Below are 24,142 nucleotides of genomic sequence, written 5' to 3'. Positions count from 1 at the left end.
GTTATTACCGTCTGAACCCATAGAGCTCAAGGCTAATGAATCATCAGTAGCTCCACTTTATTTTTGTGAAAAATCATAAGGTGAATCTTGGTGTTGGATATATATAAGAGTGTAAGGGTATAGAGTAAATTCCTTCGCAATTGATTTGACCAACGCTCACGTGCCGTCTCCGAATCGCAGCGTATTCCCTTGCACCTTACGTCGGCGCGGGGGGACGGCGGAGTCCCGTCAACACTCGCGCGACCGAAGGAAGTCCTTTAGGGCGTTCCTTTGCCGAGGAAGCCTCGGCAGGGGTGGATAGGGGGGACTTTTCTGGTTTTATGTTTTGCTGCCAACATTTGTCTGTGGTTTGTTGAAGTCCCCCCATCCCCGCGCTCGTCAAGCGGGATCGAGATAATATATGACTTTTCATTGGTTGACCTAGTTCTCAAGTATTAAGGTAGCCGATCTACGATAGGACTTACGCATTGGTAAAAAAGACAAACTATGCAGCAAGAGCTATTTCAGCAAAAAATGGCTCAGTAATAAATCTTCTAAATATTTGAATACTAACGTTGTTGGCATTACTGAGAACGACAACGATCTGGCATTTTTTGTCTTCCTTTGGATTTTATCTGAATTTGATCTTAAAAATTTGAGAAGGTTAAAACATCTGAAAAACGTCTTAAATCATATCTCAACGAAAGAGATAATTATTGTGCGACTTTAGTCCTATAGCTGAGTCGATTTCTCTATAACTAAAGTCTCTAAAATAGATCGCCAATAAATATATAATCAAAGTAAATGCTATGATGTGTGGCCAAAATTTATATTTGGGTAAATTCACAAGACCTTGAGAAAACTGGCTCTATAAAATTAGGCGTACTAAATTACTTATTTTTCCCCTTTGAAGCAGAAAACAAAATTATCAATTAGTTTCCATAATTATTGTTCTAAAAAAGGAGCATCTGGATTAGTCAGATCAATTTGAGCAATATTTTGTAAGTCTCGATTAGTTGCCAAATCTGGAAAACTTGCTAGAGTCTCAAACTGACGTTGCAATAAGGAATAATCTGCGCCAAAAATGACTTTAAACCTGCTGGTAACTAGAGATAGCTTTCCTCCATCTTCCCAATGAACTTCTTGGACATCAAGAGTAGGATAGGCAGTAATCAAACTGTAGATTTCTGACCAAATACTGCTGTATTGTGGTTTAAAATTGACAACTTTAATAGCAGTTGAAGAAAAATTAGCTTGTTGATGGTTGTATAAAATCGGTTCTAGCCAAACCCCCTGGCTATCTAAAAAACCTACCTTTCCTAAAGATAGTGCTGTAGCAACAGGAATTCTTTCTTGAAGATAAATATTAACTGAAAGAGGAAAAATAGTTTTTGTTACTTGGACTGCTTGCAAAGCAGAAATTGATTGTAACTGACTTTCTATTTGCTGGCTGGGTATGGTGATAATAGATTGAGGATAGGTAATGTTAATACTGTTGGAGATAATGGCAGAATCAATTAAGCGATCTCCTATGATCGTGATTTGGGATCGATCCTTAATCTGCCAGTTGCCAGACAGGATCGAAGCAAGAATACCACCAGCAAACATACTGACCACAAGAGAACGATACAAATAATGACGCTGTACTTTACGCTGTTTTGTTTTGAGTAAAGTAATCTTTTGCTTCAATTCAGGACAAGGATGAGCGGTCATAGATTTACAGCAACCGTAAATTTTGTGTTATTTTTAGAGCATCTAGATGCCGACTTCTGAATCTTAGAGTGAAAAATGTTTAAAATAAATACCTGTGATAAAGTAGGCTCTATATATTTATTACTTGTAGATTTTCACTGACATTATATATACAAATTATGATAATTACTAAAAGCGGGCTGGTTCTTGGTGCTACTGCCATTGCACTCTCTACTGTAGCGGTTACTGGCACTGGTGTTCATTTATCTCAAAGCCAAGCTTTTTTTCAAGAAAGTCCCAAAGAGTTAGTTGATGAAGTTTGGCAAATTATTAATCATCAGTACGTTGATACAAATTTTAATGAACTTGATTGGCAGAATGTACGCCAAGAATATTTAGAGCGTCCTTACGGCGACAAAGAAGAAGCTTATGATGCAGTTAGGGAAATGCTAGAAAAGCTGGGCGATCCCTACACTCGCTTTATGGATCCTGAAGAATTCAAAAATATGCAAATTGATACCTCTGGAGAATTAACTGGGGTAGGTATTACAATTGCTAAAGACGAAGAAACAGACCGCTTAATGGTCATTTCTCCTATTGAAGAAACTCCCGCTTTTGAAGCTGGTATCTTAGCCAAAGACATCATTACTAAAATTGATGGGGTTGATACCAAAGGAATGGACACCAATGATGCGGTACAATTAATTAGGGGTAAGCCTGGAAGTTCGGTCACCTTAACTATTCAAAGAGAGCAAGGAGAAATTAATTACGAGATTGTTCGAGCCAAGATTCAAATTCATCCCGTAAAAGCCAGTCTGGAAAATACGCAAATTGGTCAAGTGGGCTATATTCGCTTAACTCAATTTAGCGCACAAGCTTCTAAAGAAATGCGCGAAGCTATCGAAGATTTTGAAAATCAAAATGTTAATGGCTATATTTTGGATCTACGCTCTAATCCTGGTGGCTTATTATATGCCAGTATTGATATTGCTCGGATGTGGCTCAAAGAGGGTGCAATTGTCTCTACTGTAGATCGTGGGGGAGAGAGCGATCGCCAATGGGCAAATAACAACGCATTGACCGATAAACCCCTAGTAATCCTAATAGATGGTGGTTCTGCTAGTGCCAGTGAGATTCTTTCAGGGGCGTTACAAGATAATGATAGAGCCGTATTAGTTGGCACACAAACTTTTGGTAAAGGTTTGGTTCAGTCAGTACGCTCTTTAGGAGATGGCTCTGGGTTAGCTGTTACTATTGCTAAGTATTTAACTCCTAGTGGGCGAGATATTCACAAAGAAGGAATCCCACCCGATCATATAGTAGAATTAGCCGAAGAAGAACGGAAAAAACTTCAAAGCGATCTCACTTTAATGGGAACGGAAGAAGATCCCCAATTTAGTAAAGCAATACAAATCTTAGGTCAAGAAATTCAAGTACAAAACAATTCTTCAGATCGAGCTAATAAATAGAGAAAGCAGTGAGGAAAGAGGAACAAACAACTAAGTACTAGCCATTAATAAGTAATTACTACATTATGGTGATTGTTTCTTAACTTAAAATTCATGTTTCATTCCTTATTGTGGTTGGCATTTTCCTGAACGAATTAAACCTACTCTTTTAACGATTGCTTCTTCTTGAGTTTTAAATTCCCCCCAACTTTTGACATTTGGGGATTTTTCTTCTGATGTAATAATGTCGCAAGTACCGTCTTCTTGTTGGATGATATACCAATTTTGTTGCTTGTTCATGGTTAGCGGCTGGTTGCTCCTTGTTCCTTATTTTTTGTTCCTTATTTTCCCACTGTCCACCAAGCTAAACCATAATTTTGCGTGGGTTCATTTAACTGACGACGGTAGTGAACGCGGATTTTGTAGCGTCCATCAGCAGGAATAGGGCAAAAAATATGTTCTACACTGTCTTCGTAACTGATAGAAGAGCAAGTATTTCTGAGATTACTAGACTCGTCCGCAGGAATTAAATAGAGATCCAGATTATTTAAGCCGCGATCGCGAAAAGTTTCCCCAACAGTATATTTTCCGTCACGATTAAAATCATTAAGAGAAACTAGCCGATCCCAGGTTAGAGTAATAGCTGCATGACTTCCTGCTTTGAGGGGTTGCTCTATGTAATAGTCTTGATATTCATTAACGGCGATTTGACTATAGTTCCAGCCAATGTTAGGAGTTAATTGTTCTGGGGAAATTTTTCCGCTACTAAATTGTTGATAGGCGCGAAACACATTAAGGTGTCCCGTACCCATCTGGATATCTAGGGGAATACGAGGATTGACATAGGCATCAGAATCTAACCAGGTAGTGTTTTTTTCGCTGATAGTAGTGCGTTCCATTCCCAGTAGTAAACCATCTCCAGTATCAAGAATTTTATCCGCAGAATTAAGTAAAACTGCTTTGGTTACTTCATGACGACGTGCATCGGTAGTCCAGTTGGGAAGAGATTGACTAATGTTGCGATCTCCAAATTCTTGTAACAGAGCAACAGAAGCAGTGATATGGGGTGCTGCAAAGCTTGTTCCGCTTACTTTTTCTGGTTTTCCTTCTTTATTGTGTACGGCAATTTGGCTACCAGGAGCTAATAAACTGACGGCTCTGCGATCGCCATAATTAATTTCTTTTTTAATTGCATTGCGACCAATTCCCACAGGAAGCGCACTCAAATTAGCAAAATCTACTTTGACAAATCGCTCATTCCGTTTTGTGGTGTAAGCAGTAGTAACCCCATTAAAATTATCTGTAGGAATGGGAATTCCTCCTGTGCCTTGATTACCTGCAATTATGTAAAGAGTATCATGAACTCTGGCTGACCAATCAATGCATTCTGTTAAGAGAGCTTTGCCATCCAGTTTGGCTTCTTCTCTTTCATCTCTTTCTAAAGATTCTCCAAAGCTAAAATTAATAGCTCGAACATCATTCCCATTTTGTTGAGCAATATGCTGACTAGCAAGACATTCTTCTGCTTGTCCTCCCTTGCTAAAAGAACCAACCGCAGTAGCGTATAGTTTAGCTAATGGCGCAACCCCTTTTAAGAGTTTGTCTTGACTAATCATGACTCCTGCTACCATTATGGCATGATTATCAATGTTGCTATCAGATTTTGCCGACTCGTTACGATAAAAAACTGCGTTTGGCTTAATTTTTGAATAAATTGTATCTGCTTTATCTACGCCAAATTTACCTGGACGACCAATTTCTACTTGACCAATGCCAATTTTGCGTCCTAATAGGTTGTAAGGTGCTTCATGGAGTCGTAACGCGTTGATCCCCGCATCACCAGTAGAATCATTAAGAGCTAATACAGGAGCAACAGTCCCCACTACTAGACCAACACTAATTAGCTTGAAAAATTTGTAGTTCATCAATATTTAGCCAAAAAAGTTTCTTGTCTCAATCTCTTAAACAAAGCTTTTAAATTATCTTAGACCCTCGAAGGCTAGGAAAGTTCAGCTCCAAAAGCTCACAACTTGTAAAAAAATATTTGCACAAATGGTACAATATAGGTTACAAGTATGTAGTGTCTTTTTGCTTATGGTATATTCAACAAAGCAAATTAGACAATCAAAATCTTTAAAACCGAGGGTGATGGCTCTTTGTTCTCAACCAACAAAGAATCCAACTGCTAGCTGTTAGCGATCTTTGTTAGCTTTATTCTTTATAATAGTATTTGGTTTAAGTTTAAATTGAAGTAATTGCGACTTTTGCTTTGTACCTTTACAATTAGATTGATAATTAGCTAAAAACTAAGACCTAGAAGCTTGTATACGATAAATGGCTTCTGTTTAAATTCATGATATTTTGGTAATACTAAAGTATATTGTATATACGAATACCATCTATAGTTTGATATAGCCGTCGAAGCAAAATTTAAAACACATAGATTGTGTAGAGACAATTCTCTTAAAATATCTTGGCAACAAGTATCTATCTCTTAATCTATATTATGGTTGCCAGACCTGTGACAGTAGCCATTTTAATCAAACACTAATTGTAAGTTTAACATTATTGAGACATATGAATAAACAAGTTGCACATCCTATGGTTAAGTTGCAGCGCAAAGTATCTTCCCTAATACAATCAAATATTGTAAAACCAGAAGATAATTTGAGTAAAATAGCACTTTTGCTAGGTAGTGACTGGAAATACTGGAAAAATGAATTGATAGAATTTGATTTTTCTCTAAAAGACCCTATTCAAGAGCTTTTGCTAGTAGAAGACTGGGACGAAGACTAATTCAGCGATCGATTGTCAGTGAACAGTAAACAGTGATGCAACCCTGCGGGGGGAACAATCGTAAGTTTGTATTGAAAAACATTCCCAAGGGGCTGATACCAATTCTCAAGGGCGCGGAACAAGATAAGCCCTATTTTCTACTAGGTAAACTACAAAATTGCGCCCCGTTCTTTCGGTTTAAGATGTTTTTGGCAGCGCATCAAGAAACGCCCCTACTCTAAAGATCATCTGTCGCCAACATTGTTTGATTTAGTATAAGATATGTGACCTCTATCAACAGGATTTAGTATCAGTTACTGTTTATTCTTACTGGGCTAAATTTATGGAATTTACTACAGAAAACCCTCGTCAATTGGCGTTTTTGGCTTTACAAGAAATAGATCGTCATCAGACTTATACTGATGTGGCATTAGATCGTATATTGCGGAAAAATAGCTTAGAAACAAGAGATCGGTCTTTGGTGTCTCAATTAGTTTATGGCGTAATTCGCACAGAGCGATCGCTAGATACTTTAATCGATTTATTAGGTAAAAAAAAAGCTTCTCAGCAACCACCCAAGCTTAGACGTATTTTTCATCTAGGTTTATATCAATTACGTTATTTAACTCATGTTCCCTCTTCCGCAGCCGTTAATACAACCGTAGAACTATCTAAAGTTAACGGTTTATCCCGTCTCAAAGGGGTGGTTAATGGTTTGCTACGCAACTACATTCGTCAAACAGCAAATGGCGATCTTTTAGCATTACCACCAGAGTTATCTACAGAAGGTAACACTATTATCGGAAAACAGGATTTATCCCCAGAAGATATTAATAAAATGGGGGTTTATTATTCTTTCCCTAACTGGATAGTCAAAAATTGGCTACAGCAGCTATCGGTTCAAGAAACTAATAAGCTACTTGCTTGGTTTAATCGACCAGGAAAGATCGAGCTACGAGTTAATATCTTGCAAACCTCCGTTGCGGAAGTTAAGACCGCTTTGGAAGATATAGGAGTGCAGGTATCTTTAATCGCCTCACTTCCCCAAGCTTTAAGAATTGAATCTGGTGCAGGAGATATTCGCAAGTTACCTGGTTATGATGCAGGATGGTGGATAGTCCAAGATAGTAGCGCACAGCTAGTAACGCATTTGCTCGCTCCTCAGCCAGGAGAAACGATAATCGATGCTTGTGCAGCACCAGGAGGAAAAACTACCCATATTGCCGAATTAATGGGAGATCGAGGAGAAATTTGGGCTTGCGATCGCTCTACTAAGAGATTACAAAAGGTAGCGCAAAATGCCAATCGTTTAAAACTAAACTCCATTAATGCTTTAGCAGAAGATAGTCGTAATTTAGAGCGTTTTGTTAATAAATGTGACAGAGTTTTACTGGATGCACCCTGTTCGGGACTGGGAACACTCCATAAACGTCCTGATATTCGTTGGCGACAAACCCCTGAAAAAGTAAAAGAATTAACCATTTTACAAAAAGAACTTTTAGAACAAGCAGCCACTTGGGTAAAACCCCAGGGAATTTTGGTTTACGCTACCTGTACTCTTAATCTCCAAGAAAATGAAAAAGTAATACAATCGTTTTTGGAGAGTCATCCCCATTGGAAAATTCAATCGCCATCTGGTGTTTTTTGGGATACCTTTGATACTGATGCTGGTTGGCTAAAGATTTATCCTCACCAGTACAATATGGATGGATTTTTCATGGTGAAACTAGCTAGACAATATTGATTTTGTGGGTTTATGACTCTTTGTTAGTGGTTCTTTAACTCGTAGTTAACTACTAAAACTGATAACTGATAACTGATAACTGATAACTGATAACTGATAACTGATAATGACAGCCGTTAAAACTTGTAAAACCCAAAAATTACTCAAAATACTGATTGGTGCTGCTTGGATTGATGGAGTAATCGAGCCAGAGGAAAGAAAGTATTTGCATCGTGTAGCCACAGAATTAGGTTTGGCAGATGATCCTGATATTCGAGCCTTACTTTTAGAAATTAAGCAGGTTACACCTCAAGAATGTTATCAATGGATTGACGAGTACACTACAGATAAGCCTAATATCAAAGATTATCAAGATTTACTCGAAAAAATGAGCGGTTTGATCTACAGCGATGGGTATGTAGATGTTAGGGAAACTCGATTAATGGAAAAATTGCAATTATGCGATCCTAGCAACAAATCCTGCACTAACATTTTGGATAAAGTACTCAAAAAAATTCAAACAATGTATCAAAAAGCCATTCAAGAGCAATCGTGATTAAAAGTAGCAAGTAAATAACAACTAACTATATTATCCCGCCTGACGGGACGAGCAATCAACCACCAACAACTAATCATTAAATGTAATAGTGTTTTCTTTAACTAAAACCAGTGGTCGTCAGCGAGAAATTATAGAGATTGTTCTCGGTAATGGCTGGGACTATATGCGGGGTTTATTAGTGGGAGGAAAAGCTGATGAACCTCAGTTACCTCCTCCTGCTGTCTTTAAGAATATCTTGACTGAATTAGGCCCTTTTTATGTCAAAATTGGTCAACTTTTAAGTACTCGACCCGATCTTTTACCACCAGAGTATATTCAGTCTTTAACCGCCTTGCAAGCAGAAGTTCCTCCTGTACCCTGGTTGGAAATAGAAGCAGTTATCAAAGAGCAATTATCGCAACCGATTACGCAGATATTTTCCAATATCGATCCAGAACCAGTTGCAGCAGGATCGATCGCTCAAGTGCATCATGCTACTCTAATCAATGGAGAGTCTGTTGCCTTAAAAGTCCAAAGACCAGGAATCGATCGCATTGTAGATCAAGATATCATATTGATTAAAGCGATCGCAGAATTAGTTTCTCTCACAGAGTTTGGACAAGATTACAATACTGTTGGTCTTGCTGAAGAATTTACCCAAGCTATTAAAGCAGAATTAGACTTCACTAAAGAGGCTGGTTATACCGACCAATTAAGACAAAATTTAGCTACAAGCAAGTGGTTTGACTCTCAAAAGCTTGTAATTCCTAAAATATATTGGTCGATTACCACAGAAAAATTGTTAACTTTAGAATGGTTAGTTGGTCAACCAATTTTACAAGCGGATGTACCTTTGGTTTCAGAAGATGCGGTTAATAATTGTGAAACTATTACTACGATCTTATTTAGAGCTTTCTTTCAACAGATGTTTATCGATGGTTTTTTCCATGCAGACCCCCATCCAGGTAATATTTTTTATCTAGATAATAGCAAGGTAGCTCTGATCGATTGCGGTTCTATTGGTAGTTTAGACCCCCGTACCCAAAAGTTATTAACTGAGATGCTACTCGCCATTATTGATATGGATGCAAGTCGTTGTTCTCAGCTTACTTTAGAACTTTCAGAAAACAGTCAAAGTTCTAATTTAGCCACTTTAGAAAATGACTACGACAAGATTTTACGCCGTTACTATAATCTTAATTTGGCACAACTAAACTTTAGTGAAATATTTTATGAAGTACTGCAATTAGCTCGAAAAAATAAAATTAAACTTCCTCGTAATTTAGGTTTATTCACTAAGACTTTAGCTAATCTAGAAGGAGTAGCTCGCCAATTAAATCCTAACTTAAATCTTTTAGTTGAAATTAAGCCTTTGATGACGGATATTTTACGCCGTCAATTAATAGGGGAAGCTCCAATTCCTACGTTACTCAGAACTGTTTTAGATTTTAAATCTTTATCTCTCCAATCGCCTCGTCAGCTAGAACTCTTATTAGAGCGTTTAGGAAAAGAAACTTTACAATGGAACATTTCTGTTAAACAGGTAGATTCTTTACGACGCAGTGTTGATGATTCTGCTAATCGTCTGTCTTTTAGTATTGTGGTTGGCTCTTTGATTATGGGTGCTGCGATTATTTCTACGGGCGCGCAAACCCAACAATTAGCTTTGATTACTGATATTTTATTTGCTGCTGCTAGTTTTTTAGGTTTGTGGTTGCTTGTCAGTATTTTACGTTCGGGAAGACTTAAATAAAGGATGAATGATGAAAGATGAGGGATGCCTATCACGGATACCGTTTCCGCCTTAGGACTCGCTTCCGCCTTAGGACTCGCTCCGCATCGCGCGACCGAAGGAAGTCCTTTAGGGCGTCGCGCATAAAGGATGAAAAGTAGTACCAAATAAATTATGGTTTCTATTTGGAATTACTATATATTTTCAGATAGAGAGTTCAATATTTTAGCTCTTCTAATAATTCGGCAATTTTTATTTTAGGTATTTAAAATATCAAACTATTTGGTTGTTAATTGTCCACTAATTACCCTTGAACAACTTGTTTAACAGTAGTAAAAGTTTCTAACCCAATTAAACCTTGACGGTAGCCTTTTTGATTTGACATTCCTAAGAAAACCGCTTCTCCACAATTAGGATTACGTTCAAAATGAGGAGAAGCATTAATGTAGATTAAAGCACTGTCAACATGACGAGCAAATTGACGACTTTCTTGATAAGATTCTGTGACTAAACAATCTGCATGACCACTACTGTAACGATTGATCCAAGTAACTGCTTCTGATAAATCTTCTACACAACGAAAAGCGACAATTTTTTTCATATAGGGTCTAGCCCATTCTGAAGGATTGAGAGGTTTTAAATATTCAGAAAACTCTTTTACTAGATCGTTTTCTCCTCGTAATTCAAAGCCTTGCTTTTGCAAGTTATTAAATAAAGAGGTCAAATAGGAAGGCTTAATACTGCTATGGATTAGGATTTTTTCAATGGCGTTAACTGCATCTGGCGCACCTTGATGACTCCCAATAACCATCCGTCTAATCAATTCTAAATTACCGCTAGTAGACCAATAAAGGTAGCAGTTACCAATTGCGGTGCGTAATACTGGTGCAGTGGCTTGTTCGGCTACTTGTTGTACCAAACTGGGACGACCATAGGGAATAATCAGATCGAGATCGCGGTCTTGTACCACTAACTCCTGAATAGAAGACCCCGTATCAGGGGAAATTATTTCTACGCAACCAGGGGGTAATTTGGTATCATCCAATGCGGTTTTGATGGTTTGAGAAATTACCTGATTAGTATTACTTGCGGTGCTACATCCTCTCAAAATAAGACTATTACCAGTTTTCAGACACATTCCCGTAGCGATCGCTGCTAATTCGGGAAAGGCTTCGTAAATTAAAGCAATTGTTCCTAAAGGTTTTAGTTGGCTATAGGTTTGACCAGGTTCTAACTGATAAGGAGCATTAATTAGCCTTTTGGTAGGGTCTGTGGTCTTTGCCAACTGTTGCAGGATCGATACAGTTGTTCCTAGTCTTTCTGGGGTTAATTTAAGCCAATCAACTGTTAATTCAGAAACTGCCATTTCTCGGCTCATTTCTAGATCGAGAGTATTGGATTCTAAGATATCGTTGAAGTTAGCCTTTATAGCTTCTGCCAACACCATCACACTTTGACGACGTATTTTTGCTGATGCTAAAGCTAGCTTTCTAGAAGCTTGGCGCGCCTTTCTAACTGCGGTGAGAGTTGGATTTGATGAAATACTATCCATATCTTTTTTTTCAGGGTCTATAGGCTAACCACAACACCAATCCTATGAGCGTAATTAGCACTAAGCACAGCACTACCCAGAGGGTCATACTCGGAGCAGAAAACCGATGCAAGATTAACGGCAATGCGATCGCAAAAATAATGGGTGATAAAACAACGGCAATGAATAGTAGCGACAGGGAATTAGGACTTAATCCTGGATAGATATTAACCCACCGATGACCATTCCATCGCCAAGCTCTTTTTTGATAAATAGAGGATAGTTGTTCGATTACTTGATGATTATCTTGTACTACAAAAATCTGTTGACAGCGATCGCATCCCATAGCTTCAGTGAGAAAAATGGGCTTTAAGCAGCCATTACGGCGACAAGGACAGGGATAGTCTTTGTCTAAGCTTATTTTTTTTATTTTTTGGAATTTATGTTTGTATTTTCGCACCAAAGGTAATTACTGGAGATTCTATAGTTTTTTGTGAAAAATGTTCTTTACTCTATTTCTATTGTATTTTGTTCTGAAATGCTTTAACCCTCAAGCTTATCTTAATAAAATTATTTTCTAGTCACTTGTCTCATTAAATAAATTTAGGGGAAAGTGACCATAAGTCCCAATAATAGCTTCATCATCTCCTTGCATAGCCACTAAAACACCGCGGGAGTTACCTGTATAAGTATCTGCATAATAATTCATTTTACGAGTATTAAATTTTATGTAAACAGATTCTTCGAGATTTTCTGGTTTACGATCTTTTTGAGAAAAATCATAGCTATAGCCTAAAGCTTCTAAATAGCTTTGGAGAGCCTCCAAGCCCTGTACTAGATTATCAGCACAGATACCTAAATTTTCCCATTCTGATTCTTGAGCCACCATCAATAATGCTTTTCGTAGCTGCTTGATTGCGGTGGGTGAATTATCTTGATTTTCAGTATCGCAACCATAGATTTTTAGTAATTTAACTGCATCCGCTATGGTGAGAGTGTTCATTTCTGATTCAGACATAAGTTCGTCCCAATTAAGTCTATCTACTTACTTACTACTATACGCAATTACCTGCGATCGCAGCTAGAACTTATGCACTTAAATAAAATATCGTAATCTCTTGTTTCTCAGTAATTATTTCGATACAACAATTGACTCAATGCTTTCTTCTAGACAACTTTGGCGATCGCTTGTTGAACACTTTTATGATGCTAATCCTGCTTGCTGGAATATTTGTTGAGGAGTAATCTCTAATTCTGGTAGCAGATCGTCATTTATTATCGTAGTGGCGCGGAAAGTTTTTGGTAATGTATCAGGATAAAACACAGTAATGGTTTGAGCTTTGGTATCAATCAACCACACTCTAGCAACTCCTGCTTGCAAATAATCTGTTGCTTTTTCTGCTAAATCGCCAAATGTTTGCCCAGGTGAAATGATTTCAATTGCTAATTCTGACGCAACGGGACAGGCTTCATCTAATATCCAATCAGCACTAAGACAATCGTAGGATATGTAGGTTAAATCGGGAATTGGAACCCAATCAGAGCCATTTCGTTTGAGTCTAATTGCCCATTCTGGGTAAAGTCTTCCTTTATTATGACACCAATTTTGCAGCAATACGATTAGAGCAGCTTGCACAGCAGAATGAAAAGATTTAGGAGACATTTTAGGAATAGCCTGACCATCTACAAGTTCGTAAGTAAAATCATCTTCTGGAAGGTTAAAGAACTCTTCAATGGTAAGCTTGGTGGTTGATGTAACCATAGTTATTGGAATGAGATAGCTAAAAATATTTTAGCAGTTTCTTGGGTGGGGCGATCGCGCTAAGCTATTTTAATTAAGAATTTTTGGTCTACGGCTTGCAAGAGGAATTTCACGATTATTTTCTTGATAGTCTTCCTTAACTAATTCCCAAGCAATTTTTAATTCTTCTAGGGCTTCTTGAGGAGTATCGCCAAAAGCAGAAATGGTTGGAATTTCCTGAAAATGTGCTAGCCAATCTCCTTGTTCATCAACATATAAATTGATTACAAAACCATCAAAATTATAATTTTCTAAAGACATTATTCTTCTTCCTGTTGATATTTGATAAATTGTTGAACTTGATAAGGTTTTGCTTTACCATCCTTACGGGGTTGAATTGGTAACGGCTGACCATTTGGCGAATACCATAAGCGATGACTTCCTTTCTGACGGCTAAATTTCCAGCCTGATTGTTCTAATAGAGTTTCAAATTCATTAAAAGTAAGATTTTGTGGGCTGGAGTTTGCCTTTTGCCACAACTTGTCTCTTTTGCTCATTCGCTAATTATAAAATTTCTGGACTAAGTTCTTGAGTTTTACCAGCATGATGCTCTTCCATTGCTTCAGCAGCTAAATCCGCAAGTAAGTCTTGAGATCGATCGAATTTTGCATCCCATTTTGCCTCATCTTCTAATTCTTCTAAAATCATAGACGCAATGGCATTTTGTCGATCTGCATCTAATGTTTTTAGTTGTTTAATTGCTTGTTCTAATAGCTCTGTCACGGAAATTAAGATAGATTGCTTTGAACTAACTTTATTATCTCGTACTCGATCTCTGTTGGTGTATATTTACTTTTTAAGCACATAAATATTACTTTTAATCGATATATTTACTTTTGAACCATAACCTATAGTTCAAATAAACTAAAAAAAGAAGCGATAATTATGGTTGTCATGAATGAAGGTGACAAAAAATTATTTGACCTAGTTTTTGAGAAATTAATGAAGCTTCCTCTGTATAGACATAGCGATCAAGAGAAAAATTTATCTAGAAAGTTTAATAAATTTACTAAAAGCCAATCATTCGATGATTTTTTAAGAGCAAATAAAGCGAAAAGATTCAAATTTAAATTTATTAACGAAACATATCAAATACCTAGCCTACATAAACAATGTTCCTTCTCTTTGAATACCCTATCAAATAAATATAAGGTAGCAGGCTGTATTGCATTAATATGCCTTGGTTTAAGCTTTTTTTACAAAACAAATATTCTGTGGTTGAAAATGCTGGGAGTTTTATTTTATGGACTTGCTCTATTTAGTTTTCTGATTTATTTCTGGAATTTTTTTAGGTTATTTATTCCAATTAATAATATCTTTGGTAAGATGAATAATATATCAATAAATATTGAAAAAGCTATTGTTGATTGTCAGTATCTTACTAAAAAAGAATTAAATGAAAAGGTAGATATAATAGTCAAAATTATCTTAAAAGATGAGATAGTAAGAATAGAGAGTTGGGAAAAAAGTGTTAATGCTCTTTCTATTTTGCTCGCTTTTTGGCTATGTCTGGCATTTGTGCCTATTGTAGGAGATACTTTACTCGACTCGATAAGATGGATAGCTAATTTATTAGGATTTAACAATTTTCATCTAATTCAGGAATTGAATTTAGATAATTTCTTAAATAAGCTTTTATTTCCTGGCATTCTTACAGTACTTATTTTGGTATTCAACTCCTCTTTAAGGAATATAAAAAGAAAAATTACCCGTTCTCTTGAAGTTCATCAAGAATCTATTAATTAATTAATAATTCAAATTCTCAATCTCTCCTTCAGCTTCGTTAACAATTGCTTTTAAACTATCCAACATCTCATTACTAACATCATTCCACATTCCCCTTTGATTGGCTTCTAACAATCTTTCTGCCATATCTCTTAACGCCCAAGGATTTTTATCTTGAATAAATTGTTGTACTTGCTCATCTAAAAACATGGGCTTCCGCTACACCTTGATACATAGCTTAGATTAAGCTGAAACTAATTTGGCAACAGGTAGTGGTTTATTTTCGCTTTTTAGATACATTATTAAGTCATCCATGACTTCTAAACCATGTTGGAGAGCTTCTTGATATGTTTCTCCGTGAGTCACTGGCTGCATAACTTCATCAGCAAAATCAGGAAGATAAACTAAATAGGAATTGTCTTCTGTACTCCAGGCAATAGTAATTTGATATTTATGATTCATTTTTAGCTCTCTGTATGGCTTGTTTCACTTGTTTTTCTGAATATGGTTTAGCATCCGAACCATCTTTTCCAGGCAGGTTTACCCTAATTGTAGTCCCAGGATATTGATATATTGCATGACTGCCTTTACCTCGTTTGGGTATTAACTCAAAACCTGCTTTGAGAAGCATTAGTTTTAATTCTCTTATTTTTTTCGGCATATCTGGCACTTATTTTTAATTGCACATTTTTATTTTTATCGTGAATAGCTATTGTAATTATGTTTATGCAAGTCAGATAAATATACATTAGTAATTAAGATTTTCAATTTCTCCTTCAGCTTCATTTACAATAGCTTTTAATTCATCTAACATCTGATTGCTAACTTGATTCCACATTCCTCTTTGATTGGCTTCCAATAATCTTTCTGCCATATCTCTTAACGCCCAAGGATTTTTATCTTGAATAAATTGTTGCACTTGCTCATCTAAAATATAAGCTTCAGCTACTCCTTGATACATATAGTCGCTGACGCATTTGGTGGTAGCATCATAGGCAAATAAATAATCAACGGTTGCAGCCATTTCAAATGCTCCTTTATAGCCGTGGCGCATCACTCCTTTAATCCATTTCGGGTTGATTACTCGCGAGCGATATACTCTAGCAATTTCTTCGGTGAGTTTGCGTACTTTGGGGTTATTGGGTTGAGAATTGTCGCCAAAATACACTTCAGGATTTTTTCCTGTCACACTTTTAACGGCTGCGGTTAATCCTCCCTGGAATTGATAATAATCATCGGAATCTAATAAGTCGTGTTCGCGATTATCTTGGTTTTGTAAAACTATTTGTAGGTTTTGTAGCCTTTGTTGAAAAGATTCTGGTGCAGAATGTCCTTTACCTTGGGCATCATAGGCGTAGCTACTCCAGTTAATATATGCTCTGGCTAAATCAGCTTCGGTTTGCCAGTTTTGCGCTTCAATTAAACCCTGTAACCCTGCACCGTAAGCACCAGGTTTCGAGCCAAAAATGCGATAATTAGCTCTGGTTTTAGCTTGCTCTGAGGTTAAGCCTTGGCTTTGCCAGTAGGTTGTTTCTGCTATTACTTTAGCTGCTAGAGGATTAATTGCTGTTGGCTCTTGCAATTGGGCGATCGCCTGTGTTATATTGTTTAAAAGATTTAGTATATTGGGGAAAGAGTCGCGAAAAAAGCCTGACACCCTGATAGTGACATCGACGCGAGGGCGATTAAGCACTGATTCATCGAGAATTTCAAAGTCTACTACTCGACGTGATAAACCATCCCACACAGGGCGCACTCCCATTAATGCCATTACTTGAGCAATATCGTCACCTCCTGTACGCATAGTAGATGTACCCCAAATGGAAATAGCTAAGGTTTGGGGATATTCGCCGTTTTCTTGGGTGTAGCGTTCGATTAGGGTTTCTGCTGCTGCGCTTCCTACTTCCCAAGCAGTTTCTGTGGGTATAGCTCGAATATCTACGGAATAAAAGTTACGTCCTGTGGGTAGTACTTCTGGTCTACCTCTGGTGGGTGCGCCCGATGCGCCACTGGGTACATATTTTCCTTCTAAAGCATGGAGGAGATTGGTTATTTCTTGGCTGGTTTGTTGCAGGGAGGGTAAGAGGTGGGTTTTTATCCAATGTAGTTTTTTATTTGTATTGGGTAGAGACGTTCCGTCAGAACGTCTGTACAATTTATCGAAATGCGATTGATCGTTGTGTGGAGGAAAAGGATTGAGAATAAATTTATCTACTAATTCTGCTGCGATGGTTTCGAGGATTTCGGTTATGTCTCCTTGATTGTGGATTTGTCTCACGCAAAGACGCAAAGTCGCCAAGGTTTCTTCTGATAATTGAAGGGTTGAGATTTTATTTTCTAAGTTTTCTAAGTTTTGAATTTTAAATTGTAAATTCTGAATTGTTTCTAAGCCTAAATCTTTGGCAATGGCTTGGGTTAGACCAAGTTGATTTATACTGGAGAAACGAGAGATCGCGATTATTAAGTCTCTGAGTTGTGTACCTTGGGGGCATTGTCCTAAAATATGCAAGCCGTCTCTTATTTGGGCTTCTTTTAATTCGCAGAGGTAACCATCGGCTATGGTGAGAAATTCGGTGATGGATTCGGTGGTGATGTCTAATTCGCGATCGAGATGTTCTTGTTTTACTAGCTTTTCTATTCTGTTACTAATGGTTTTTAAGCGAGTTGGATCGAGGGTTTGAGCTTCGTAGTATTCATCGATTAAGGCTTCTAGTTTATCCAATCCACCATAAAGTTCTGCTCTGGTTAGTGGCGGTGTAAGATGATCGATAATGACTGCGTGGGCGCGTCTTTTCGCTTGTGAGCCTTCCCCTGGATCGTTAACAATGAAAGGGTAGATATGGGGAATGGCTTGTAATGTTACTTCAGGATAGCAAGTGTTAGATAAAGCGAGGCTTTTTCCTGGTAGCCATTCTAAATTACCGTGTTTTCCTACATGAATAATGGCATTAGCTTGAAATTTCTCCCGCAACCAATAGTAATAAGCAAGGTAATCATGGGTTGGTTCTAAGTCTGGCGCATGGTAATTTAAACTAGGATCGCGATCATATCCTCTAGATGGTTGGATACCAATAAAGATATTTCCTAACCTAACACCACTAATTGTAAGGGCTTTTCGCGCGATGCGTCCTAAAGGATACCGCTTCGCATAAAGCGAGTCCTTTAGGGAAAAGCCCTTACTACCGTTTTCTCTGTCATAAACATACCCCCATCTATTAATAACTCCCTGTTGCACTTCAATAGGTAGGGTTGCAAAATATTTTTGATATTCTGCTACTGAAAGACTCTGATATATCTTGCGGAGAGTTTGACTTTCTCTGTCGTTAGTGACTCCTGTAGTAAGGAGCTTGATTAAATCATCTCCTGTCTGGGGAATATCGGTAATAAAATACCCGTCTTTTTTTAAAGCTTTTAAAATCTCGATACAGCTAGCAGGGGTATCTAAACCAACGCCATTAGCGATTCTACCGTCTTTGTTGGGATAGTTAGCTAAGATCAGAGCTATGTTCTTTTCTGAATTGGGAGTGGTTTGCAATTTTACCCAATTGGCAGTAAGGTCAATAACAAAATCAATGCGATCGCTATTTGGTTGATAGACTACCACATCTGTCTCTAATTTCTTTTGGCGTTGTTTGATTGTTTTAAAGGAAATGGCTCTGGTGATAATTCTGCCATCAATTTCTGGTAACGCCACATTCATCGCGACATCCCTGGGGGTTAATCCCATCAAGCTATTACGCCATTGTTCTTCGGTAGAGCTACTTAATATTACTTGTAAAATGGGTAAATCTAACTTTAGCCAAATTTTAGTAGCAGATTCATCACCGATTTTGGCTACGGCAAAGCTAGTAGTATTAAGCAAGATCGCTACTGATTTTTCTTGTAGAAGATCGATCAGTTGACTCTGAATTTCAATATCCTTTAGAGAAGAAATAAAAATAGGTAAAGGATTTAAGTTTTTACTTAATAAAGCTTGACAAAGATCGTCAATTGGTAAGGTGTTTCCTGCTAGATAATGAGAGCGATAGAATAAAATCCCAACTGTGTTTTTGATTGCTGAAGTGGCTTGATATTGTGGTTTTAAAGTTAAATAAATACCTAAACGAGGAATTATTTGGGGTGGCTGGAAAGCGTAATTAGTTGCTAAAAAGCGATCGCTTATAAATTGTAAAGCATTTGTATAATTACTCACTCCTCCTTCAATAAAATAACGCCACAAATTATTGACCACAGATAACTTGACTGTAGAATGACTAATTAAATCGGGATCGGGGTTATCATCCCCTGGTAAGACAAATAAAGCGGTGTTATTATATTCAGCAGTTTCTTTTAATCTTTCTAAACCATAAGACCAATAAGCAATTCCACCTAAAAGACGCACGATAATTATTGTGGCTTGAGACAATACATTTTCGACATAAGTATCAATGGTTAATTGCTGTTGCAAATTTAATAAGTTAGCCACTCTAACATCAGGAAAGTCTTGGTGTAATTTACGAAGAGCAATGGCTAAGGTTTGAATTTCAGTATCAGCAGAAGTTAAGAAAACTATCGGCGCAGGGTTTTGTTCAATAAAAATTACTCCTTCATCTTCAGGATTCCAACCACCAGGAGTTGCTGCTATTTTATGCATAATGGGAAAGCTAATATAATCTTGAGAAATAATTACGGTTTGGGAACAAACAAATAAAATGAGAGATGCTATAGGAGAGTTTAGTTATCTTTAATTATTTAGAAAGTAATGAAAGTGTTGCACAACACGTCAATTTCTATTCTTAATCAAGATTGCTACCTATTAAAGGATGTCAGTAAACATTATTCTACTTTGAGTGGTCATAAGTACAATCCTACAAACAAAACTAAAATTTACTTAAATTAACTAAGCTTGTGAGATGTTTGTAACAAGAAATTAGTAATGGGATAAGTATTTTTTCTCGCTCCTTCTGCTCCAACTATTTTTTTGCTTAAAACCCAATTACGCTTACTTAAATTATGACTGATGATTACGTTTTTCTGATAACCAAATCAAGGATACTAAACTTAATAAACTATGAATTCACTAAATAATATTACATTTTTAAAGCAAAAAGCTATTCTAATTGATTTATTATCTAATTTCTTAGAGTTGTTAGCAATAGTTTACAAAACAAGTATTGCTTTTGAATAAACAAGAACTTATAAGCTATTTAAATTACGTAATTAAAATTTACAGAAATAGCCTTATATAGACTTTTAGTGTTGTGCTAAAACTAGGTACAACCGAAAAAGAATTAATAATCTTAAGTATTGACAATGGTTGATTAAGTAACTTTTTAACTTATTCAGCAAAAACCACAAATATTAATAATTGTTATAGCTTAATCCAACATGGGAGTCCCCGTGAGGCGGAGGATAAATAGAAAATACTCTCTGACCAAGAACATTTCCTCCCGTCAATTTATGTAATACATCAAGCTCAGATACTAACAACTATCGTATTGATATTAGACCAATGGAACAATTACTACATCATCAAGTAGAACAAAGACGTATTTTGGATAGCATTAAGTTTCAAATTAGCCAAAATCAAGAACTGTCAGATATTGTTCAGTTTACTATAGAAAGAGTTAGAAATCTTTTAAGTGTAGATCGTTTAGTAATTTACCAGTTAGATATTCCTCAAAAAGCTTATCAAGAACAATACAGAGAAAGTGAAACCGTAAATCGGGTTACTTATGAAGCCAAATCTTCAACAGAAATTAGTTCAGTTTTACATTTTCAACAGGAAAACTATCATTATGATTTGAGAAAGTGTTGGGCTAAATATCGTCAAGGATTTACCTTAGCAATTAATGATATTGACAGTGCTAATTTAGCTTCTGGTCTTGACGATTTAATGTACCAACTAAGGGTAAAATCTAAATTAGTTGTTCCTATTAATTTACGAGGAGAACTTTGGGGCTTATTAATCGCTCATCAATGCGATAAGGTGAGAGTATGGCAACATAATGAAACTCAATTGTTGCGTCAAATTGCTGAATACCTAGCGATCGCAACTTATCGTCATCAGTCTTATAAAGAATTACAAAGCCAAAAGAAACTATTAGAAAAACAAGTCGAAAATCAAGCTCAACAAATAGAAAATGCTTTAGTTGCAGCCAGAGTTGCTAGTCAATCTAAACATGAATTTATTAGTAATATGAGCCATGAATTACGAACCCCCTTGACTAGGGTAATCGGTTTATCTGGTACTTTATTACATTGGTCTTCAGAAAAAGGTCATATTCCTTTACCAGTAGAAAAACAACAGCAATATTTACAAACAATTCAAGAGAGTGGCAAGCATCTTTTAAAGTTAATCAATAATATTATTGAGTTTTCCGAAGTACAATCAGGAAAGCATCTTTTAAACGCCAAAAATATTTCTTTATTCGAGTTTTGTCAAAGAATTATACAATCTTTGCAAGTACAAGCAGAAGATTTAGGGCTTAAACTAACCTTAGACTTTCAGCTAAAAGCATACTCTGATAGTTTTTATGGCGATCCAGTAAGACTAGAAGAAGTATTATTAAACTTATTAGATAATGCTCTCAAATTTACCCCCGCAGGAGGAGATGTTTTTTTAAGAGTTTGGCAAGAAAAAAAACAAATTATTTTTGAAGTGGAAGATACGGGAGTTGGCATATCAGAACAGAAGTTACCTTTATTATTTGAAGCTTTTAAACCCTTAGAAAGTTTTCGTCAGCGTATTCATGATGGTGCTGGTTTGGGCTTAGTTTTAGCTAAACATTTAGTGGAGCTTCACGGAGGAAATATAGAAGTAGAATCAACTTTAGGAGAAGGTTCAACTTTTCGTGTTTATTTACCAATTGTTAAAAATGCTAATTTAGTAATACATAGTCCGATTTCTACCGATCGTCAAATTGCATCAAATACTAAAAAAGTTATTCTTATCACTCAAGATGAAGAAATAGCAACTTTTATCTGTCAAATTTTAACCGCAGCCGACTACAAAGTAGTTTGGTTAATTGATGCGATAACTGCAATCAATCAAATTGATTTTTTAGAACCACAAATAGTAATTTTAGATCGGGATAATCTTGATATAGAAATTCCTGATGTTACTGATACTATCAAAACCCTGGAAAGGGTTGAAGCAACTAAAATGATTTTATTGTATTCTCAAATGGAATCTGATGAATGGGAGTATTTTCTACAAAATGGTATCAGCGATCGCGTATCTAAGTCAATGAATTTGCCTCACTTACTAGATAAAATAGAGGCTTTAACTTAGTTATTTGTTAGTCGTTAACTTTATAATCTTCAATTTTTCATTTTGAATGACTGTATGTAATGCCCAATTACCATCAGTATCGGGATAATCCAACCGATAATGTCCGCCTCGGCTTTCTGTGCGAAATAAAGCACTTTTAAGAATTAAAGAGGCAATATCTAATAAATTGAGAGTTTCTGCATAAAGCCTTAAATGTTGTTCTGCATCAAGAGAAGATAATGCAACTTGTTGTCGAGTAGCTAAATTAAATACACATTGATGAAAAGAAAGCCCCGATAGTTTATCTTTCCATAATTGAACTCGATCAAGAGCATCTTTGAGAGTTTCTGCAACTCGACAAATTCCTGCACTTTGCCACACTAGATCGGGTAATTGTTGTCGAATACTACGGACTATCTCAATCTCCTCTTGCCAATGTTCCTCTTGAATAGTCAGCCATTCATCTGTAGGGAAAAACTCTACAGGAGCAACCTCTAAATTAGCTAACTGTGCTGCATAAACCACACATTCTAATAGAGAGTTACTAGCCAACCGATTTGCTCCATGTACCCCCGTACTAGCAGTTTCCCCCACCGCATATAAGCCAGAAATTGAAGTTTCACTAGCCGTATTAACTTGAATTCCTCCCATCCAATAATGAGCAGCAGGAGTAACAGGAATGGGCTGCTGAAAAACATCCACACCCCATTTTTGGCACATACGAATAATATTAGGAAAACGATAGCGAATTTTATCCTCTGGGATAGGGCGTAAATCGAGATAAACCTTACTTTCCCCAGTCTTTTGTAAATGGGTAAAAATTGCCCGACTCACCACATCTCTAGGGGCTAATTCTCCGTTTGGATGATAGTCAAACGCAAAACGCTTTCCCTCCTTATCTACTAGATGCGCTCCCTCTCCCCTAACTGCTTCACTGATTAAAAATCTGGGTGCGCCAGGAACATTTAAAGCGGTAGGATGAAACTGCACAAATTCTAAATCTCTAACTATTGCACCACTACGCCAAGCGATCGCGACTCCATCTCCTGTGCTAACCTGGGGATTAGTAGTTTGGGAAAATACTTGTCCGCCTCCTCCTGTGGCTAAAATAACGGCAGGTGAAGCTATCCAAGTGATTTTTTGCTGATGTAAAATACTAATTCCCTGACAGCTACCAGTATCTTCGTTGAGCCAGAGATTCAAAGCAAAAGCTTGAGACAATACTGTAATATTGGAACGTTGCAATACCTGTTCTGTGAGAATGCTAACTATTGCCCTACCTGTAGTATCGGCTGCATGGAGTACTCTAGGGCGAGAATGAGCAGCTTCTAAAGTCATTGCTAAGTTTTTACCTTTGCGATCAAAAGCCACTCCCATATCCACCAAAGAGTTAATCGCATCTTTAGCATTTTCTACTAAAAATTGTACCGCATCGCGATCGCATAATCCTGCACCAGCTTTTAGGGTATCTTCCAGATGAAATTGAGGCGAATCCTCTGGATTAATTGCAGCAGCAATACCCCCTTGCGCCCAATCACTAGCTCCTGTTTTTAATTCATCTTTTGTAACTAACCCAATACGGTAACGAGAGTTAAGACATAAAGCAGCATATAAGCCAGCAGCACCAGAGCCAATTATCAAGACATCAAACTCGCGCGTTCCCTTGCGTCTTTCGCCGACGCGGGGTCGCTCGTCTAAATTAGAATTGTTCAATTTGTTTTATACTTCAGCATCATTGGAATAATTATCAATGATCGTTTATCAATTATCAATCAATCATCTTGGCTTATCCAGTTATGTGTCATGGTGGAACATGATGCAATACTGTTCGGTTAAGCTAAAAGATGAGTTAATGAGAGTATTCGTAACCGAAATCGTATGGAACTTAAACCTTTAACTCTTATTGCGCCAAAAATCCAAGTGAGTGAATTATTTCCCGCTTTGAA

At 36.9% G+C, this 24,142-nt stretch carries 22 protein-coding genes and 1 pseudogene; 7 read left to right on the top strand and 16 right to left on the bottom strand.

What is annotated here, in order from left to right; genetic code table 11:
• Nucleotides 1–196: 196 nt before the first annotated feature.
• Together H1P_RS06275 and H1P_RS06270 are read right to left on the bottom strand one after the other, a co-directional pair.
• Nucleotides 197–412 (bottom strand): hypothetical protein, encoded by a 216-nt coding sequence (locus H1P_RS06275; protein WP_144865218.1) that lies wholly within the window; start codon nucleotides 410–412, stop codon nucleotides 197–199.
• Nucleotides 413–924: 512 nt separating this feature from the next.
• Nucleotides 925–1,692: a cell division protein FtsQ/DivIB gene (locus tag H1P_RS06270; protein WP_144865216.1), complete on the bottom strand. Its 768-nt coding sequence runs from the start codon at nucleotides 1,690–1,692 to the stop codon at nucleotides 925–927.
• A gap of 158 nt (nucleotides 1,693–1,850) precedes the next feature.
• On the opposite strand from H1P_RS06270, the gene ctpC reads away from it, so the two are divergent.
• Nucleotides 1,851–3,140 carry a carboxyl-terminal processing protease CtpC gene (gene ctpC / locus H1P_RS06265; protein WP_144865214.1) on the top strand — a complete coding sequence of 430 codons (1,290 nt, stop codon included), beginning with the start codon at nucleotides 1,851–1,853 and terminating at the stop codon, nucleotides 3,138–3,140.
• 105 nt (nucleotides 3,141–3,245) lie between these two features.
• On the opposite strand, the gene H1P_RS35810 is transcribed toward ctpC, so the two are convergent.
• Together H1P_RS35810 and H1P_RS06260 are read right to left on the bottom strand one after the other, a co-directional pair.
• Nucleotides 3,246–3,419: a hypothetical protein gene (locus H1P_RS35810; protein WP_186375860.1), complete on the bottom strand. Its 174-nt coding sequence runs from the start codon at nucleotides 3,417–3,419 to the stop codon at nucleotides 3,246–3,248.
• Between the two features lie 41 nt (nucleotides 3,420–3,460).
• Nucleotides 3,461–5,044 (bottom strand): S8 family serine peptidase, encoded by a 1,584-nt coding sequence (locus H1P_RS06260; RefSeq protein ID WP_144865212.1) that lies wholly within the window; start codon nucleotides 5,042–5,044, stop codon nucleotides 3,461–3,463.
• Between the two features lie 652 nt (nucleotides 5,045–5,696).
• On the opposite strand from H1P_RS06260, the gene H1P_RS06255 reads away from it, so the two are divergent.
• The 4 genes from H1P_RS06255 to H1P_RS06240 all read left to right on the top strand — a co-directional run bounded on the left by H1P_RS06255 (nucleotide 5,697) and on the right by H1P_RS06240 (nucleotide 9,908).
• On the top strand, nucleotides 5,697–5,915 hold the full coding sequence (locus H1P_RS06255; RefSeq protein WP_144865210.1) for a DUF4327 family protein: 219 nt from the start codon (nucleotides 5,697–5,699) through the stop codon (nucleotides 5,913–5,915).
• Nucleotides 5,916–6,237: 322 nt separating this feature from the next.
• Nucleotides 6,238–7,638, top strand: coding sequence for a 16S rRNA (cytosine(967)-C(5))-methyltransferase (locus H1P_RS06250; protein WP_144865208.1), 1,401 nt, complete (start codon nucleotides 6,238–6,240; stop codon nucleotides 7,636–7,638).
• Between the two features lie 106 nt (nucleotides 7,639–7,744).
• Entirely contained in the window at nucleotides 7,745–8,173 is a 429-nt protein-coding gene (locus H1P_RS06245) for a tellurite resistance TerB family protein (protein ID WP_144865206.1), read from the top strand.
• A gap of 91 nt (nucleotides 8,174–8,264) precedes the next feature.
• Nucleotides 8,265–9,908, top strand: coding sequence for an ABC1 kinase family protein (locus tag H1P_RS06240; RefSeq protein ID WP_186375859.1), 1,644 nt, complete (start codon nucleotides 8,265–8,267; stop codon nucleotides 9,906–9,908).
• Between the two features lie 283 nt (nucleotides 9,909–10,191).
• Here the strand turns inward: H1P_RS06240 and H1P_RS06235 are convergent, their stop codons facing one another.
• The 7 genes from H1P_RS06235 to H1P_RS06205 form a co-directional block, all read right to left on the bottom strand.
• Nucleotides 10,192–11,439 carry a glutamate-5-semialdehyde dehydrogenase gene (locus tag H1P_RS06235; RefSeq protein WP_144865202.1) on the bottom strand — a complete coding sequence of 416 codons (1,248 nt, stop codon included), beginning with the start codon at nucleotides 11,437–11,439 and terminating at the stop codon, nucleotides 10,192–10,194.
• Nucleotides 11,440–11,449: 10 nt separating this feature from the next.
• The gene (locus H1P_RS06230) at nucleotides 11,450–11,878 is read right to left on the bottom strand and encodes a hypothetical protein (RefSeq protein ID WP_144865200.1); all 429 of its coding nucleotides are present in this window, start codon (nucleotides 11,876–11,878) and stop codon (nucleotides 11,450–11,452) included.
• 117 nt (nucleotides 11,879–11,995) lie between these two features.
• Nucleotides 11,996–12,436 (bottom strand): DUF1824 family protein, encoded by a 441-nt coding sequence (locus H1P_RS06225; RefSeq protein WP_144865198.1) that lies wholly within the window; start codon nucleotides 12,434–12,436, stop codon nucleotides 11,996–11,998.
• Between the two features lie 183 nt (nucleotides 12,437–12,619).
• Entirely contained in the window at nucleotides 12,620–13,180 is a 561-nt protein-coding gene (locus H1P_RS06220; RefSeq protein ID WP_144865196.1) for a Uma2 family endonuclease, read from the bottom strand.
• A gap of 69 nt (nucleotides 13,181–13,249) precedes the next feature.
• Nucleotides 13,250–13,480, bottom strand: coding sequence for a type II toxin-antitoxin system HicB family antitoxin (locus tag H1P_RS06215; RefSeq protein ID WP_144865194.1), 231 nt, complete (start codon nucleotides 13,478–13,480; stop codon nucleotides 13,250–13,252).
• Nucleotides 13,480–13,716 (bottom strand): type II toxin-antitoxin system HicA family toxin, encoded by a 237-nt coding sequence (locus H1P_RS06210; protein WP_144865192.1) that lies wholly within the window; start codon nucleotides 13,714–13,716, stop codon nucleotides 13,480–13,482. Before H1P_RS06210 ends, H1P_RS06215 begins: the two co-directional genes overlap by 1 nt.
• Before the next feature lie 7 nt (nucleotides 13,717–13,723).
• Complete coding sequence (locus H1P_RS06205; RefSeq protein ID WP_144865190.1) at nucleotides 13,724–13,942, bottom strand: hypothetical protein; 219 nt, start codon at nucleotides 13,940–13,942, stop codon at nucleotides 13,724–13,726.
• Between the two features lie 162 nt (nucleotides 13,943–14,104).
• On the opposite strand from H1P_RS06205, the gene H1P_RS06200 reads away from it, so the two are divergent.
• Entirely contained in the window at nucleotides 14,105–14,965 is an 861-nt protein-coding gene (locus H1P_RS06200; RefSeq protein WP_144865188.1) for a hypothetical protein, read from the top strand.
• Here the strand turns inward: H1P_RS06200 and H1P_RS06195 are convergent.
• From H1P_RS06195 to cobN, 4 genes and pseudogenes are all read right to left on the bottom strand, one after another.
• Nucleotides 14,966–15,179, bottom strand: a pseudogene (locus tag H1P_RS06195) (cobaltochelatase subunit CobN); the annotation flags it as partial.
• A gap of 8 nt (nucleotides 15,180–15,187) precedes the next feature.
• A complete protein-coding gene (locus H1P_RS06190; RefSeq protein WP_144865184.1) occupies nucleotides 15,188–15,406 on the bottom strand; it encodes a type II toxin-antitoxin system HicB family antitoxin in 219 nt (72 codons plus the stop codon).
• Nucleotides 15,396–15,605 (bottom strand): type II toxin-antitoxin system HicA family toxin, encoded by a 210-nt coding sequence (locus H1P_RS06185; protein ID WP_144865182.1) that lies wholly within the window; start codon nucleotides 15,603–15,605, stop codon nucleotides 15,396–15,398. Before H1P_RS06185 ends, H1P_RS06190 begins: the two co-directional genes overlap by 11 nt.
• 87 nt (nucleotides 15,606–15,692) lie before the next feature.
• Entirely contained in the window at nucleotides 15,693–19,577 is a 3,885-nt protein-coding gene (gene cobN, locus H1P_RS06180) for a cobaltochelatase subunit CobN (RefSeq protein WP_144865180.1), read from the bottom strand.
• 858 nt (nucleotides 19,578–20,435) lie between these two features.
• On the opposite strand from cobN, the gene H1P_RS06175 reads away from it, so the two are divergent.
• Nucleotides 20,436–22,217: a hybrid sensor histidine kinase/response regulator gene (locus tag H1P_RS06175; protein ID WP_144865178.1), complete on the top strand. Its 1,782-nt coding sequence runs from the start codon at nucleotides 20,436–20,438 to the stop codon at nucleotides 22,215–22,217.
• On the opposite strand, the gene nadB is transcribed toward H1P_RS06175, so the two are convergent.
• Complete coding sequence (gene nadB / locus H1P_RS06170) at nucleotides 22,218–23,909, bottom strand: L-aspartate oxidase (protein WP_144865176.1); 1,692 nt, start codon at nucleotides 23,907–23,909, stop codon at nucleotides 22,218–22,220.
• Between the last annotated feature and the right edge of the window lie 233 nt (nucleotides 23,910–24,142).

The sequence above is a fragment of the Hyella patelloides LEGE 07179 genome, from assembly GCF_900659865.1.
GTDB lineage: Bacteria > Cyanobacteriota > Cyanobacteriia > Cyanobacteriales > Xenococcaceae > Hyella > Hyella patelloides.
The sequence above is the reverse complement of the archived record's forward strand: the minus strand, read 5'-3'. Positions and strand labels throughout refer to the sequence as shown.